The organism is Paenibacillus periandrae (genome assembly GCF_022458865.1).
GTDB classification, from domain to species: domain Bacteria; phylum Bacillota; class Bacilli; order Paenibacillales; family NBRC-103111; genus Paenibacillus_S; species Paenibacillus_S periandrae.
In genome coordinates this window covers 130234-146214 of the sequence record NZ_JAJNMU010000003.1, presented here as the reverse complement: position 1 = coordinate 146214, position 15981 = coordinate 130234, and the positions used below count along the sequence as shown (strand labels likewise).

At 44.8% G+C, this 15981-nt stretch carries 14 protein-coding genes; all 14 read right to left on the bottom strand.

All coding sequences use genetic code 11. The features are described 5' to 3' along the window. Positions 1-7 precede the first annotated feature (7 nt). Positions 8-1564 carry a 2-isopropylmalate synthase gene (locus LRL21_RS05645; protein WP_240414782.1) on the bottom strand — a complete coding sequence of 519 codons (1557 nt, stop codon included), beginning with the start codon at positions 1562-1564 and terminating at the stop codon, positions 8-10. Between the two features lie 278 nt (positions 1565-1842). Further along, the gene (gene ilvC / locus LRL21_RS05640) at positions 1843-2835 is read right to left on the bottom strand and encodes a ketol-acid reductoisomerase (protein ID WP_240414781.1); all 993 of its coding nucleotides are present in this window, start codon (positions 2833-2835) and stop codon (positions 1843-1845) included. Positions 2836-2995: 160 nt separating this feature from the next. After that, positions 2996-3484, bottom strand: a complete 489-nt coding sequence (gene ilvN, locus LRL21_RS05635) for an acetolactate synthase small subunit (protein ID WP_240414780.1) — start codon at positions 3482-3484, stop codon at positions 2996-2998. Next, on the bottom strand, positions 3481-5220 hold the full coding sequence (gene ilvB / locus LRL21_RS05630) for a biosynthetic-type acetolactate synthase large subunit (protein ID WP_240414779.1): 1740 nt from the start codon (positions 5218-5220) through the stop codon (positions 3481-3483). Before ilvB ends, ilvN begins: the two co-directional genes overlap by 4 nt. Before the next feature lie 462 nt (positions 5221-5682). After that, the gene (locus LRL21_RS05625) at positions 5683-6081 is read right to left on the bottom strand and encodes a GtrA family protein (protein ID WP_240414778.1); all 399 of its coding nucleotides are present in this window, start codon (positions 6079-6081) and stop codon (positions 5683-5685) included. After that, complete coding sequence (locus tag LRL21_RS05620; protein WP_240414777.1) at positions 6078-7058, bottom strand: glycosyltransferase family 2 protein; 981 nt, start codon at positions 7056-7058, stop codon at positions 6078-6080. Before LRL21_RS05620 ends, LRL21_RS05625 begins: the two co-directional genes overlap by 4 nt. Beyond that, a complete protein-coding gene (locus tag LRL21_RS05615; protein ID WP_240414776.1) occupies positions 7012-8643 on the bottom strand; it encodes an ArnT family glycosyltransferase in 1632 nt (543 codons plus the stop codon). The genes LRL21_RS05620 and LRL21_RS05615 overlap by 47 nt, the downstream gene beginning before the upstream one ends. A gap of 13 nt (positions 8644-8656) precedes the next feature. Further along, entirely contained in the window at positions 8657-11014 is a 2358-nt protein-coding gene (locus LRL21_RS05610) for a cyclic di-GMP-binding domain-containing protein, MshE-related (RefSeq protein WP_240414775.1), read from the bottom strand. After that, positions 10993-11241 carry a hypothetical protein gene (locus LRL21_RS05605; RefSeq protein WP_240414774.1) on the bottom strand — a complete coding sequence of 83 codons (249 nt, stop codon included), beginning with the start codon at positions 11239-11241 and terminating at the stop codon, positions 10993-10995. Before LRL21_RS05605 ends, LRL21_RS05610 begins: the two co-directional genes overlap by 22 nt. Before the next feature lie 27 nt (positions 11242-11268). Beyond that, complete coding sequence (locus LRL21_RS05600) at positions 11269-12585, bottom strand: sugar phosphate nucleotidyltransferase (protein WP_240414773.1); 1317 nt, start codon at positions 12583-12585, stop codon at positions 11269-11271. 346 nt (positions 12586-12931) lie between these two features. Continuing rightward, on the bottom strand, positions 12932-13291 hold the full coding sequence (gene rplT, locus LRL21_RS05595) for a 50S ribosomal protein L20 (protein ID WP_076229693.1): 360 nt from the start codon (positions 13289-13291) through the stop codon (positions 12932-12934). A gap of 43 nt (positions 13292-13334) precedes the next feature. Next, positions 13335-13538: a 50S ribosomal protein L35 gene (gene rpmI / locus LRL21_RS05590; protein WP_076229692.1), complete on the bottom strand. Its 204-nt coding sequence runs from the start codon at positions 13536-13538 to the stop codon at positions 13335-13337. Positions 13539-13562: 24 nt separating this feature from the next. Beyond that, positions 13563-14078 (bottom strand): translation initiation factor IF-3, encoded by a 516-nt coding sequence (gene infC / locus LRL21_RS05585; RefSeq protein WP_076229691.1) that lies wholly within the window; start codon positions 14076-14078, stop codon positions 13563-13565. Between the two features lie 207 nt (positions 14079-14285). Next, positions 14286-15521 carry a glycosyltransferase family 2 protein gene (locus LRL21_RS05580; RefSeq protein ID WP_240414771.1) on the bottom strand — a complete coding sequence of 412 codons (1236 nt, stop codon included), beginning with the start codon at positions 15519-15521 and terminating at the stop codon, positions 14286-14288. Positions 15522-15981: the final 460 nt, after the last annotated feature.

Genomic DNA, 15981 nt, shown 5'->3' with positions numbered 1-15981 from the left:
GTTGCTTTTAGATCAAGGTTACATTATCACGACTGTTTCGTGTGCGGGCAGGCGTTTTACGTTTTTCAATCAATCGGTTAATGGCATCGATATACGCTCTTGCACTAGCTTCGAGAATATCTGTGCTGACTCCGCGGCCTTGAACCGAGTAATCCCCCTGACGCATCAGCACGTGAACCTCACCCAGTGCATCCTTGCCTTGAGTAACCGATTTGATCGAATAATCTTCCAATTCAACCTCTTCCTTGGTTACCTTATCAATAGCCTTGTAAATCGCATCAACGGATCCATTACCTACTGCTGCCTCTTCCACTGCGCCGCCATCCAAGGTAGTTACACGAATCGTAGCTGTTGGCACGGATTGATTGCCATAGGAAAGCTGCAGGTTATCCAAAGCGAATACTTCCGGTGTTTCGATCAGCTTTTCTTCGATCAATGCACGGATATCCTCGTCTGAAACTTCCTTTTTCTTATCAGCTAAATCTTTGAATTTGGAAAATGCGGTATTCACTTGTTCATCCGACAGCTCATACCCGATATCAATCAGCTTTTCACGGAAGGCATGACGACCGGAATGCTTGCCCAGCACGAGCGTGCTTTCCTTCAGACCGATCATTTCCGGAGACATAATCTCGTAGGTTGTCTTTTCCTTCAGCATGCCATCCTGGTGAATTCCGGATTCATGAGCAAAGGCGTTAGCCCCAACGATCGCTTTATTGCCAGGTACGACCATACCTGTCAGCTTGCTGACCAGACGGCTGGTACGTGCAATTTCACCAAGCACCAACGAGGTTTTGGCTTGAAAGAAGTCCTGACGCGTTTCCAGTGCCATGGCCACTTCCTCCAGCGAGGTATTACCGGCACGTTCTCCGATACCATTGATCGTTCCTTCAATTTGATCGGCACCATTCAATACAGCTGCGAGCGCATTGGCAGTCGCCATCCCCAAATCGTCATGGCAATGTGCACTCAATTGAATCTTTTCAATATCCGGTACATTTTCCTTTAACACTTTAAAAATGTTGCCGAACTCACTCGGATTCAAATAGCCTACCGTATCCGGAATATTAACAACCGTTGCACCCGCGCGAATGGCCATCGCAGTGACCTCACACAGGAAGTCAAGCTCTGTGCGGCCTGCATCCTCAGGCGAGAATTCGATTTTGTCAAAATACTTCTTCGCATAACGGATCGCCTTATCCGCCGTCTCCAGCATCTGCTCCTTGCTCATCTTCAGCTTATACTTGCGATGAATGGGGGACGAAGCCAAAAACAAATGCAGACATGGGTCCTGAGCACCCTTCAGCGCTTCACGTACGGCATCTATATCCTGCTCACGGGAGCGAGCCAGACCGATAACCGATGCATTCTTGATCGCACGAGCTACCGCGTTCACACCCGCCAAGTCACCAGGAGATGCCGCAGGAAATCCAGCTTCAATCCGGTCGACACCCAGCCTTTCCAGCTGCAGTGCGATCTCCAGCTTTTCCTGCATGTTCAGGTTCACGCCTGGGGATTGCTCTCCATCTCTCAGCGTCGTATCGAATATATAAATTTTTCTCATGGGTGGTCACCTCCTAAGAATTTTGCTTCAGCAAAATTTACTTCGTAAGCATTGCTGAATTTTCGAAGAAAATTAGCATCGCAAGCATCTACCGAATTTTGCTTCAGCAAAATTTACTTCGTAAGCATTGCTGAATTTCCGAAGAAAATTTACTTCGCCTTTAAGCAGAAAAAGGTACGGCTCGAAGCTGAGAAAACCGGTGGAGTTACCGCCGCGAACATTCCCATTATCTTCAAGCCGACCTCAGTTATCTGTATATGCCAATCAACGAACGAGACTTACTTTTTAATCCAGTGCATCAATTCACGCAATTGTGAACCAACTTTTTCAATCGGATGCTCGGACTCGATACGACGAGTTGCCGTCAGGAACGAACGACCGGATTGGTTTTCCAAGATGAAATCGCGAGCGAATTTACCTTGTTGGATGTCGGACAATACGCGCTTCATTTCTTTTTTGGTTTCTTCAGTCACAATACGAGGACCAGTTACATAGTCACCATACTCGGCTGTGTTGGAAATGGAATGTCTCATTGTAGCCATTCCACCTTCATACATCAAGTCAACGATCAGCTTCAACTCGTGCAAGCACTCGAAGTAAGCAATCTCAGGCTCGTAGCCAGCTTCAACCAGCGTTTCAAAGCCAGCTTTAACCAATGCAGTTGTACCGCCACAAAGTACAGCTTGCTCACCGAACAGATCCGTTTCAGTTTCTTCACGGAATGTAGTTTCGATTAATCCAGCGCGTGTGCAGCCAATACCTTTTGCGTAAGCCAAACCAAGATCCTTGGCTTTGCCGGAAGCATCTTGATAAACTGCGATTAATCCAGGTACGCCAAAGCCCTCTACGTATACACGGCGAACCATGTGACCCGGAGATTTAGGTGCAACCATGAATACATCTTTATCAGCAGAAGGAACAATTTGTCCAAAATGAATGTTGAAACCGTGTGAGAACACGAGTGCTGCGCCTTTTTTCAGGTTAGGCTCAATTTCATTGTTGTAAGTGCTAGCTTGTGTTTCATCCGGCAAAAGAATTTGTACAACATCAGCCAATTTCGTAGCTTCAGCAACTGTAAATACTTCAAAGCCGTCATTTTTCGCTTGATCAAACGATTTACCTGGACGAAGTCCGATAACAACTTTCAGACCGCTGTCACGCAGGTTTTGCGCTTGAGCATGGCCTTGGCTTCCGTAACCGATGATTGCGATTGTTTTACCTTTTAGTGCGCCTAGATCAGCGTCTTTTTCATAATACATTGTAACTGCCATGGATATGATTGCCTCCTTTAATTTAAAACCCTGTGAGTGGGCGATCAAACGGACAACAAGCTGTGAAGTTCACACTGTCCATAATCAAGTGGTCCACTTGATCCCCCACTCACAAAGCTGTTTTTCTTGTTTGGTTTGCTTGATATCCTTTTTGCTTGAACTACTTAACGATGCCGCGAACCATAGCTGTAACACCTGTTCTTGAAAGCTCACGAATACCGTAAGGCTTCAAGAGCTCAGCCATAGCTTCAATCTTAAGGGCATCGCCAACAACCTGAATAATTAATGACGACGGGCTAATATCAACAACGGATGCACGGAACGTTTCGACTAATCCGAAAATTTCCGGACGCAAGCTTGGGTCTGCATTGACTTTGATCAAGGCCAGCTCGCGCGCAACCATCGGGTTGGAGCTCAAATCGATAACTTTAATGACATCAATCAGCTTATATAGCTGCTTGGATACTTGCTCCAAGGTTTTATCGTCTCCGGTTGTCACAATAACCATGCGCGACAAGCCCTGTTCCTCAGCTTCTCCTACGGAGATGCTCTCAATGTTAAAGCCTCTGCGTCCGAACAAGCCGGACACCCGCTGCAGAACGCCAGGCTGGTTATTCACTAAAACGGATATCGTATGTTTGTGATTCATTCCGAATCCCCCATTATCATTTGATCTATCGTCGAGCCCTGTGTAACCATTGGATACACATTCTCATCCCTGCGGACGAAAAATTCGACGAGTACCGGACCTGGGGTGTCCAATGCTTCCTGCCACATGCGGCGGGCTTCTTCTTTATTCGTTGCTCTTAAGCCCTTAACACCGTAAGCTTCAGCAAGCTTAACAAAATCAGGACTGCCTGCCAGATCAATATGGCTGAAACGATTGCCATGAATGATTTCCTGCCATTGGCGTACCATACCCAGCACCTGATTGTTGATAACTACAATTTTAACAGGTATTTGGTTAATCGCACAAATCGCCAGCTCCTGCGAGCACATCTGCATGCCGCCATCCCCGTTAATGGAAACAACCACTCGGTCCGGGTTAGCTATCTGAGCGCCAATCGCGGAAGGGAATCCGAAGCCCATCGTGCCCAAACCGCCGGAAGTGATCCATGAGCGCGGCTTGTTGAACTTATAATATTGGGCTGTCCACATTTGGTGCTGCCCTACATCTGTCGTAACAATTGCGTCACCGTTGGTTGTTTCATGAATCATCTCAATGACGTGCTGCGGTTTAAGCTCTTTATCTGAATCAATATAGCGCAGTGGATGGTTAGCTTTGTCCGCTTGAACGTGCTCGATCCATGCAGCCGATTGCGATTTCCTCGCCTTCAGAAGTGCAAGCTGCAGTACCGCTTTGATATCACCAACTACAGGGATATGGGTTTCTACAATTTTACCGATTTCTGCAGGATCCACATCGATATGAACGATTTTCGCTTTTGGCGCAAATCCGTTTACCTTCATCGTTACCCGGTCATCGAACCTTGCACCGATACCGATAAGCAAATCGCAATTTTGCAGCGCATGGTTAGCCGCGTATGTTCCGTGCATGCCCGGCATCCCCAACCATAATGGATTTGCACTTGGAAAACCACCCAATCCCAGCAGCGTAGTTGTTACTGGAATTTGTGTTTTCTCGACAAACTCGAGCAATTCCTTGGACGCATCCGCGTACACAACCCCACCGCCCGCAAGAATCATAGGGCGCTCAGCTTCAGCAATCGCCTCCAGCATCCGATCCACCTGCAGCTTGTTCGGCTGAACAGTTGGATGATATCCACGAATCTCTACCTTTTCCGGGTAGTAAAACGGTGCCTCTGCATTGGATACATCCTTCGGAATATCAATCAATACCGGTCCTCTGCGACCTGTAGAGGCGATATGGAAAGCTTCTTTAATAACACGCGGTAAATCCTTAACATCACGCACCAAGTAGCTGTGCTTCGTAATCGGCAAAGTAATCCCTGTGATATCCGCTTCCTGGAAAGCATCCGTTCCAATCACAGCTGTAGATACATTACCTGTAATGACGACGAGCGGCACCGAGTCCATATAGGCTGTGGCAATTCCCGTAACCAGGTTCGTTGCTCCAGGACCGGAAGTCGCGATACAGACACCCACCTTGCCGGTAGAACGCGCGTAGCCGTCAGCTGCATGTATAGCTCCTTGCTCATGACGGGTTAATAAATGCTTGAAATCAGGATTGCCATGCATAGCATCATAAATATATAATACAGCTCCGCCAGGGTAACCAAAGACGCAATCCACTTCCTCCAGTAGCAGGCTGCGAAGCAGCATTTCCGATCCTGTAATTACATCCGGTTGAAGCAGTTCCTTGTGCAGCTGTTCTTTTGACTTTTTTGTTGTTTGAACGATCATGATTTGTCCTCCTCTCGTAAATTGAGAATACCTAAAAACCCCTTTCATCCCAAACGCCAAATAGAGCGCCTGAAGGGACGAAAGGGGTTCTAATCTTCCGTGGTACCACCCAGAGTTTGTTAAATGCCTCACAGCAAATAACCTTAACAGGTACGCAGCAAATACATATAGCTGTTATACCTTCAGCACGATAACGTGTGCGATTCCGTTTTTCCCTAATAGCTATGCTCTTAAATCCAATGAACATACTTTTCAGGAAAACAGCTCCGAGGTGAGCTCGTACATAAGGGATTAATGGCATTGGTTTCAGCAAATCCGCTGCTCTCTGGATCATAAGGGCCCTTATAACTTCGTCCTCATCATTGCAGTTACATCTGTTGTACTTTTACAATATTATATGCCTAATCGTTGGCAGAGTCAAGAACTTATCGAACTAATCTCGGAAGTACGGTTATCAGATGTTCATCCCTTACTATTTGGACTGACGGTCTCTTGGCGAAAGGTCCAGTAATAGTTAAAAATAAAATTAGAGAGAGGGACCGCCAGGACAACCATACATTGTCCGAGCAAATAATTCCATTGCAGCCAGTCTACAACCACATACATAATACTGCTATTGAGCAACAATCCTGTCAAGGACACGACCACGTATTTCACAAACGGTTTCCAGCCAGATGGGGCATCCTGAAAGGTCCACCATTTGTTAAGCACATACGAAATGATAAGAACGAGTACAAAACCAAGTGTGGAGCCTACTACAGGGTTCAAATGGAACGCTTCAACCAACACAAACAAAGCAGCAAAATGGATAAGTGTCCCCAGCAAACCAACGACCCCATACTTCAACATCAATCGTTTCATAAAGCTTCGCTAACCTTGAAGCCTAATTCTGCCGGAGCAGCTTCGCTGTTAATTTTTTGGCTGACCAAATATCGTGGTCTGCCTTTTACTTCATTATAGATAGAGGCGATATACTCGCCGATGATACCAAGTGAGATCATAATGACACTGCCCACAACCAGCAGCAGCAGGATAACAGTTGTAAAACCGGTTACAGCGTCGCCAACAAATTTTTGATACAAGGTTTGCACTCCTAAAATAATAGCTCCTAGCAAAAAAACCAATCCAATCAAGCTGACAAAACGCAATGGAATCGACGAAAAGGAAACAACAGCATTAACCGCCAGCTTCAGCAAGCTATGAAACGGCCATTGGGTTTTGCCACCGGCACGTTCGGCCACCTCGAAAGGAACCTGTGCCTTATCATAACCAAGCCAAGCCGTCATACCGCGAAAGAACATGTTACGCTCTGGCATCTCCCGCCATGCTTGAATCACTTTTTGATCCAGAAGCTTGAAATCGGACGCACCGCGCAGATCAAATCCGGACAAACGATTAAGCACATTGTAAAATATGGCTGAGCTGAGCGATTTATTCAATGATTCTCTCCCACGATCTACTTTGACACATTCCACGATATCCTTACCGTCTTCACGCCACAATCGTATCATTTCGGCTAACAAGGCCGGAGGATGCTGCAGGTCGGAATCCATCACAATCACAGCTTGTCCCCTGGCATGCTCCAAGCCTGCGCACAGGGCAAGCTCCTTTCCAAAATTACGACTAAGACGCAATCCCGTAAAATGCTCTGAATGTGCACCCACCCAAGTTAACTGCTGCCAGGTAGCATCTTTGGAACCATCATCAACAACGATAATTTCATACGAATACGCCAGCTTCTTTAATTCTTCTTCAATCAATTGTAAAGAATGAGCAATATGAACCGCTTCGTTATAAACCGGGATCACCATAGAAATTTCCGGAATAGGCTGATTCATCTTTTCCACCTCCTTCAACTGGACGAATAATTTTGTACAATCTCCACTTGCCTCCGAACTCCTTGTATAGCTGCGTCCATGAGGTACCCTTCTCATAAAAATTAAGGTAGGTAGCATTGTCTGCACTTAATGCTGAGCTTTTATCAGGCTTTGGACTCAGTATGAAATCGACTCCGTTTTCTACAGGATGCTGCAGAGATTCTTTAAACATTAAATCGCTTGTAATTAGAAATTTACTCGGCGCCTTGCTGTTTAGAATGATCGCATACGCTGAATATGAATCCATCAGTATGTTGTAGCCGTCCAGTTCAGTATCCAAATAATTTGCAATTTCTTTCTCAACCTGCTGACCCGCAGCATATTCCTTCGCATGCAGAAATTTATTTTCATCAGGAGCAATCACAGGGCTCATTAAAGCTTGTGTCAATATATAGCCGCTTGCAAGCATACCGATCAAAACAATACTATAATTGATCATCGATCGTTTAACGCGAGATAGCTCATAGGGTAGCCAAGCTACCGTAATCGGTAATACATACATAAAATAACGGAACCAGCCGTATGAGGTTCCCTTCATCAGCAGCAGGAACTGCAGCGCAAGAATCGAAGCAAATAAACAAGCGAGTACCAGAAAGTCCCACACCATCCACCTTCGATTCCATATTCTAAGCACTACGATACTTAATAAGGGAATGGAATAGTACATCGTCTTCTTCGCAACAAATATAAGCCCCAGCAGCGGATTCCCCTGCATATCAAGGAACTGCTGGTCTGTCCCAAGTCCTTGAGCCTGCGCGACGTTGGAGTATTCTGAATTCAGAAAATAAAGCGCGTTGTCCATAATCAAGTAGTTCAGCCAAATCCAAATCAAGCCTGAATACACCACAGGGGCAAGTATTAGCGCCCAAGTGCCCTCGATTTGAAACAGCTTAAACTTGAGATTACGCTCTATCTGCGGCTCAACTCTCGGATCACTGGGCGGAATCCAGAATACGATTAAGATAACGGCCAAAGCCAAAGCAGCTCCAAGCGGCACAGCTTCATATCGGGTCCAAAAGGCGAGAGCCAGCATGAAGCTGAGTCTAAACAAACTGCCTACCCTTCGTCCATGCATCCAATGACACAAATGAATAACCGACGACATGATAAAGTAAATAAAAGGGGCATCACTGAGCCCATTGGCACCGAATAAAAATATAAAGGGATTACAACTGAAGCTTATACTCAATATAACAGCGAACCTGCGAGACAAACCAAACTCGACAGCGGCCCGAGCCAGCAATACAGCTGTCATTCCAGCAAATACGCTGCTCATAATCACGCCCGCCAGTGCTGAAGAAGCAAGCTCAGGAAACCAGTGATAAGGCAGCAGCAGAAATAATTCGATAACACTTGGCAGCGGATTCCATACAAATCCAATCGCACCCAAATGCGGGTCACGGCTGTACAATACATAAAAAGCGTTGGCTACACGGCTCATGGAATCGGAATGCACATAACCGATAACGTGGCTAACATAGAAACCAGCCGAAAACTCTAGCGTGAATAACAAAAGAAATAATACCCAATAAACACTTCGATGCATGACAGGCATTCTTTTATCCCCCATCCTGACTAGCGCTATTGGCTGAGAATGAACCAGGGGCAACTTTAGACAAGCCATGGGTTGTTTTCTCCCAATAAAACGGCTTTGTAATCAACTGCCATGCAGCCTTAACCGCAGCTAAACTCATGAGCACCCAATAAGCGGGTGTTAGCAGTGCATATTTGACGAGACTGTAGGAGAAAATATTTTCCTTTCGCTTCTCTAAATCATGGATAACCCAATAAATACCAGCCACATTACCAAATACGAACAAAAAGTTTCCAATTAAAAATTCTACAGAGGCCAGATAATAAATCGGTCCAGGGAAAAACTGCGGAATCCATTGTACCTTCCAAGCGTACCACATGATAATCATAACCCAGTATATCGGATTTAAAAGTGGCAGCATCGGCGTTGCCAATACCATCACCTGAAAGCCCATAAACCCTTTAAGACCCAACTCTCTATATAACCTAAAAGGATTACGCATATGAACAAGCCAGGTCTGCATATAGCCTTTGATCCAGCGCGAACGCTGCCGAATCCAGTTTCCTACGCGGCTGTTAGCTTCTTCCCAGGTTCGGGAATCTACGATAGCCGTCGTGTACCCCGATTTGTAAAGGCGAATACCCAAATCAGCATCCTCTGTTACATTATAAGGGTCCCATGCATTAATTTCCTTCAGAACCTTCATTTTAAAATGATTGGAAGTACCCCCCAATGGAATCGGGATATCCAATTGCATAACGCCAGGAAGCAGGAGCTCGAACCACATGCTGTATTCGTGAGTAAACCAACGGGTCAGCAAATTCTGGTCGCTATTGAAATAGTTAAGCTTTGCTTGGATACAGGCACAGTTATCTTCATTTTTGACAAAGGCAGCATGCACCTTTTTAAGCTGGTCGGGGTCGGGACGATCCTCGGCATCATAAATAACAACATACTCGCCACGTGCACGGATTAATCCATAATTGCAGGCTTTCGGCTTCGTTTTGGGTAAGCTGTGCGGCACTACAATCGTTGTATAATAAGGAGGCAGGTCCATTTCCTTCAAAAGCTCCTGGGCTTCCACATCGTCCTGTTCAATTAATAGACGTACGTCAAGCTTGGCTTTCGGGTAATCGATTTGCTCAATATTGCTCAATAAGTGCGGGATTACTTGACTTTCCTTATACATAGGTACAAGAATCGTATAGACCGGGAGTGTTCTTTCATCAATAGCATCTATTTCTTCCTTCGTGAACCTCATTTGGGCATTCTCACGTGTACCAAACATAATAATCATAAATTTAAATAGCGTCATGGAGAAATAAAAGATTTGTACAGCTATATTCATCACAATTAAAGTGTGAAACCAATCGATAACAAGACTTACAAGGAAGACAAAGACACAAATTACAGCTGTGGATATTTGAGCCTTCGTAAACGTGACATGCGCCGAATTTTGCGGCTGTTCATTAACCAGCTTTTGCGTGCTTTCGACCATCAGCTCTGATTGATAGACTTCCTTCCAGAAAAACTCCATCTCGTCACGCGTTGCCAGCACCTGTTCAATAGGTGATCCAAGCAGCTCCTCAATCTTGGCACTTGCCTCTTCGGACAACGGACCGCCTACAGCAACCAAAAATCGGTTTAAATCCTTATTAATGACTACAGCATCATATTGTCTGGCTAAAGCCTCCGGCAGCTTATACAGCATATCTTCAAAGGCATATTCTGTGCCGATGCGTCCGAGATTGTTTTGCGTTGCAATATGTCGATACAGCTTCTCAGGGTCAATCGAACGCAAGGACATCAGAATGTCACCCAGCATACCGCCACTTTTCCGCTGAATCCCCAATGCTTCATTAAGCTGATGTTGGGTAATAGCACCTGTTTCGACCAGCATATCCCCCAGACGGCCCTTTTGCGACTGCTGATTGATAATGGCGGTAACCAGATCCTTTTTGGTGAAACCCATTTCCACAACAAGATCACCCAGTCGGCCGCCAAATGATTTCTGACGCTCCATCGCCTGATTCAGCTGTGCTTGGGAAATTAAGCCCTCAGCGACCAGTAAATCGCCGAGACGAAGCTTCTGTTTGGCCCGATCATCAAAAGAAGGCTCAAAGCCCTTTCGGTCCATTATGTTCAGCTTTTGTGTGATCAGCTTATCGATGAATCGTTCACGATCCTCGATTTCCTTTTGCAAATACTCTTTTTGTCGACTCAGTTCCTCCAAACGAAGCTTTCTTCGCTTTCCATCCTGCTCATGATGTTTTTTCTGCTTGGATAGCTGCTCATCCAGTTCTTTAATTCGTTCGTTGGTCCAGCTTTTGCGGAGCCCAAGCCAAGCTAGCCCAAACGTTTTTACTGGTTTCGTTGGATCCATTGCTTTAAATTGGTTTCCATTTGATCAAGTTCGTGGGCTTTCTGTTTCAATTGATCGATTTCACCAAGCAGCTCCGCGCTTTGATTCATAAATACTTGATGCTCTTCCCGACGTTGTCTCTCAAGAGCTCTTATTTCCAATTGCAGAGAATGGATATATGATTTTACTTTTTCGTCATCATATCCGATCAGCGATCTCTTCTCCCTGATAACAGTTCTTTCTCTCACAGTAGCCCTCCTCCAGTTCAAGCCTGTTTATAGATTAGTGATGGTTGTTATTTCCAGAAGGTCAACAGGACCTAATGCTTGTATCACAGCCTCATCACAATTTTCCAATGTCACATTCCAACCACTTGATACTACAACACTCTCATTGTTTTTAACCACTCTGGAGCTGCCGTGCATCATCGTCCAGGAAACAATTTGCCGTCTTCCATCCGTCAAGGGTTCAAATGCCCTTTCCATCCCTGCATTCAAATGAATCCTTTGGGTCGTCACAATCGTACCATCCGCAAACACGGAGCGATCTACCAACCGGATGTGGGTCTCGGCGCAGTCACTCTTTGGCAGTAAGCTCTCTTTCATAAGCTGAACGGCTTCCTTCAGCTGCGCATCCGATCCTTTGCGGCTTACCAAAATCCCTTCTTTACTCGCAGCGATAACAATGTCGGAAAGGCCAACTGCGATAATGGGAATATCCAATTCATTCACAACTTGTACCTGATTGTTGTCTTTACCGAGGAAGCCTTTACCGACCATTGGATCATTTAACTCTTCTGTCACTGTGCACCACGTCCCCATATCCTTCCACGAACCGGTATACATCAGTGCAGCAATTCGTTTTTCCCGCTCTACAACCGCATAATCAAAGCTTCGAATTTCCAGTTGACTGTATACAAGCAGCAGCTCCTCATAAGTTTGCGGAAGCCCCATGCTCGCCAGCAAGTCCAATAAAAAGCCCACCTTGAAGCAAAAGACACCACAGTTCCATAAAGCGCCGCGTTCCATATATACAGCAGCGTCCTGGGCATTCGGTTTTTCATAAAATCGCTCTATCGTCATCATAGGCAAATTCTCTGTATTTGGCTCCGGGACGATGTAACCATATTTCTGAGACGGAAATGTCGGTTTCACACCCATTAAAGCCACATTAGCCCCCGTGCTATCCAATGCTTCCGGCAAGTTGAGGAGCGCATCATAAAATGAATCTTCGACTCGGCTGTCCACCGACATCACCGCAACAGGCTCTTCTCTGGAAACACCCCGATGCGAATATAAATAAGCAACAGATAACAGAATGGCAGGAAACGTATCACGCTTTTCCGGTTCAAGCACCAAATCGACTTCCCGACCAATTTGATCATGGATTAATGCCTGCTGTCCCACTGAGGTTGCGATGACCGTAGATTTATGTAGATTCCGATGTTTCAGTTGACTCCACACATGCTGAAGCATGGATTTCGGTTGGCCGCTGCGATCTTTAAAGAGAGGAATGAATTGCTTGGGACGCTGCTCATTCGATAAAGGCCATAATCTTACCCCAGAACCGCCGGAAAGCAATATGATGTTCATAACCACTCACCTAATTTCTCTATAATCAAATACGTCTTAGCTTCATATACGTAAGATTCACGAAAAAGATCACTTCCAGCATTTAGGTAATAAGTCCTATGGATTTGATTCATATTTATGATACCATATAATGTTTTCAAATCAATTAAGCAAATATTAGAATATAGTTAAGTTACGTTCAATTCAAGAGCATTTGTTAGAAAAGCATGAATTCATTATCTTAGTACTGTTAACTAAAGTAACATCAATTTCTGAAAAAAAACTGAAAACAATTTGAACAACAAAAAAACGCGTTTCCCTCAATCAAGATTCAGGAAAATGCGTTTTTTATTATTAATGATAATCATTAAGCATTCGCTTTTTGTTTAGCTGCAGTAGCCAGATCGTTAAATGCGTTCAGATCGTTAACAGCCAGATCAGCCAGCATTTTACGGTTAACTTCGATACCGGAAAGCTTCAAACCATGCATGAACTTGCTGTAAGACAAGCCATTGATACGAGCCGCAGCGTTGATACGAGTGATCCACAGTCTGCGGAAATCACGTTTTTTCGTACGACGGTCACGATAAGCATACAGCAAGGATTTCATTACTTGTTGATTTGCTGTTCTGAATAAACGATGCTTGGAACCAAAATAACCTCTTGCCAGCTTCAAAATCTTTTTATGACGACGACGAGTTACGAACCCGCCCTTTACTCTTGCCATATTTCATTACCTCCAGAAATTTAAGTGGGATAAAGATGCAGAACTAGCCTTTGATGTTGCCCAATTGTTGTTTCAAACGTTTTACGTCACCAGCAGCCATAACTGGATTAGTACCCAATACGCGTTTTTGACGATTGGATTTTGCGGACAGTAAGTGGTTTTTGTGAGCTTTGTATCTCATAACTTTACCTGTACCTGTGATCTTAAAGCGGCCTTTAAGGCTGCTGTGTGTTTTCATTTTCGGCATGATGTGTGGAGTCCTCCTTCAAATTTATGCTTGCTGCTTAGGTGCCAAAATCAGAATCATACTGCGGCCTTCAAGCTTAGCTCTGCGCTCAACAATAGAAAGTTCCTCAACTTCGGCAGCCATCCGCTCCAGTACCTTTTGCCCAATGCTTGCATGAGCAATTTCACGGCCACGGAAACGAACACTCAATTTCACTTTATCGCCTTCATTTAAAAACTTCACAACATTGCGCTGCTTCGTTTGAAAGTCATGCTCATCGATAGTTGCACTCAAGCGAACTTCTTTAAGTTCAACAATTTTTTGATTTTTACGGGCTTCCTTTTCTTTCTTTTGTGTTTCATAGCGGAATTTCCCGTAATCCATAATCCGGCAAACCGGCGGTTTAGCCGTTGGAGCAACATTAACTAAATCCAAATTGGCATCCTGTGCGATCTGAAGTGCTTCGCGAATAGGTTTGATTCCGAGCTGTTCTCCGTCCCCACCGATTAAGCGTACTTCCTTCACTCGAATATCCTCGTTAATTAAATGCTCTGTACTAATAACTTGCCACCTCCATGGATTAAATTAAAAAAGACGCGGGCAGCGAACGCCCACGTCTGTTAAAGTTTAAGTGATCAATTACCAAATTCACATTCACTCTAGCTTTATAACCAGCCAACTCAAGGTCAGTCAGGTGAGAAGCGGGCGCCTCTTCTTTTTCAACTAGGTCATCATATCATAAAATGCTTTGCCAAGTCAAACGATTATTTAGCTGACCTGCTTGCTCTGTACTTCCTCCAACCGAATGACACGCGTGTGCTCGGTATGGCTCCATTGCTTGTTATTTTGCGTGAAGAACGCATAGACGGTTATTGGCCACCAGGATAACATAAACAGCGGAAACGGGATCAGGTACAAATAAGTTTTCCAATTTGCCTTTTCAATAATAAGCGCTAACGGGAATTGGATAAAGCTCAGAATACCAATCGTCATAAATAGCGGCGGTGAGTAATCGAATAAGGATTGCAGGTAAGGAAGACCAGGCGTAATTCTATCCGTCCACAAAACTATCGTTACTAACGAACCGATCAGCACATTATAAACGTTTAATGCGTATAGGCCTGTATCAAGCTTCGACCAGCTGCCTTCCTTTAGGCCCTGCCACAACAAAGGAAAGGAATATCGGCGCGCCACATCAAAATGTCCTTGCATCCAGCGAAGACGCTGTTTGGCAGAGGCTTTGAAGGTCAAAGGCTTTTCATCATATACCTTGGCATCATAATTAAAGGTTGGGTTAATGCCACGCTGTACACAACGCATGGTGAACTCCAGATCCTCAACCAGACTTGTTGCACCCCAGCCGATTTCCTTCAGCAGGTTCGTATCGAAGCACATGCCTGTGCCCCCGAGGAAGTTAGCCAAGCCAAGGTTTTGGCGCGGAAGCTGCCATAGACGGTTGCAATACCAATAAGTTACAGCATAAGCGGCAGTAATCCATGAATCGTTCGGGTTCTTGGTGTCCAGATAAGCTTGAATAACCTTGGAGCCATTGCACAAGTCATTGTTCATAAGAGTCAAATAATCCGGGTTGACCAGATTGTCCGCATCAAACATAACAATAGCATCATAGCTGCGAGGCTTCTTCCAAAGCTCCTTCAGCATCCATTCAATCGCATAGCCTTTACCGCGAAGCTTGGGATTGTGACGTTCACATGCATAGGCTCCCTTGCTGCGGGTAATATCCGCTGTACGGTCTGTGCAGTTGTCGCAAATAACGAATACATCATATAATTCTTTCGGATAATCGAGTTTTTTCAAATTATCAATCAATGCACCGACCACTTGTTCCTCATTATGAGCGGCGACCAGAATAGCGAATGATTTTTGTGGTGCAAATTGCGGTTTTGCCTTGGCACGATACCAGCCAAAGCATGTCAAAAAGAGCTGATAAACCCCAATCAGCGCCAAGACAACCTGAATAACCAGTATGACATTGTCCAGCATTTAAAATCCCCCTTTTTTGTTATGTACCCCAAAGTTTTCTCTGTCTATCATGCTTAGGCATGTATAAGCTTCGTTGGTTTATATTTTTTTCCAAACAACCGAATATGATTTTCCTCTCTTTCCTATACTTTGTCAAAAGCGCCTTATAGCCGGAATAAGCCGGATCTTATGAATAATCAGTGTTTTATAAGGAATTAGGGTCGTGTTCTTTGCGATCCATGCTTTATTCCGTCTTTTCATCAATTCTCAGCGATTTTCATTTTACTAATTGACCGATAGCAGCTTTTCTCAAGTTTTTGCAGGTCGCCAGCCTGTATTTTGGGGTCGATACACAGTTTTTATGATACAATAATTCTACTGCTTGCACAAATTTTGCGTATGCTCCCTGTTCCTGCGGCCGCTTGCCAATATGTTTAAACGGTGTTTATATGAGGTTAATACTCCAATAACAAAAGAAGTA

What these genes read in the sequence shown, in the direction of transcription:
- LRL21_RS05645 (WP_240414782.1), bottom strand. Translation starts at nt 1,564, where the DNA reads ATGAGAAAAATTTATATATTCGATACGACGCTGAGAGATGGAGAGCAA.
- ilvC (WP_240414781.1), bottom strand. Translation starts at nt 2,835, where the DNA reads ATGGCAGTTACAATGTATTATGAAAAAGACGCTGATCTAGGCGCACTA.
- ilvN (WP_240414780.1), bottom strand. Translation starts at nt 3,484, where the DNA reads ATGAATCACAAACATACGATATCCGTTTTAGTGAATAACCAGCCTGGC.
- ilvB (WP_240414779.1), bottom strand. Translation starts at nt 5,220, where the DNA reads ATGATCGTTCAAACAACAAAAAAGTCAAAAGAACAGCTGCACAAGGAA.
- LRL21_RS05625 (WP_240414778.1), bottom strand. Translation starts at nt 6,081, where the DNA reads ATGAAACGATTGATGTTGAAGTATGGGGTCGTTGGTTTGCTGGGGACA.
- LRL21_RS05620 (WP_240414777.1), bottom strand. Translation starts at nt 7,058, where the DNA reads ATGAATCAGCCTATTCCGGAAATTTCTATGGTGATCCCGGTTTATAAC.
- LRL21_RS05615 (WP_240414776.1), bottom strand. Translation starts at nt 8,643, where the DNA reads ATGCATCGAAGTGTTTATTGGGTATTATTTCTTTTGTTATTCACGCTA.
- LRL21_RS05610 (WP_240414775.1), bottom strand. Translation starts at nt 11,014, where the DNA reads ATGGATCCAACGAAACCAGTAAAAACGTTTGGGCTAGCTTGGCTTGGG.
- LRL21_RS05600 (WP_240414773.1), bottom strand. Translation starts at nt 12,585, where the DNA reads ATGAACATCATATTGCTTTCCGGCGGTTCTGGGGTAAGATTATGGCCT.
- rplT (WP_076229693.1), bottom strand. Translation starts at nt 13,291, where the DNA reads ATGGCAAGAGTAAAGGGCGGGTTCGTAACTCGTCGTCGTCATAAAAAG.
- rpmI (WP_076229692.1), bottom strand. Translation starts at nt 13,538, where the DNA reads ATGCCGAAAATGAAAACACACAGCAGCCTTAAAGGCCGCTTTAAGATC.
- LRL21_RS05580 (WP_240414771.1), bottom strand. Translation starts at nt 15,521, where the DNA reads ATGCTGGACAATGTCATACTGGTTATTCAGGTTGTCTTGGCGCTGATT.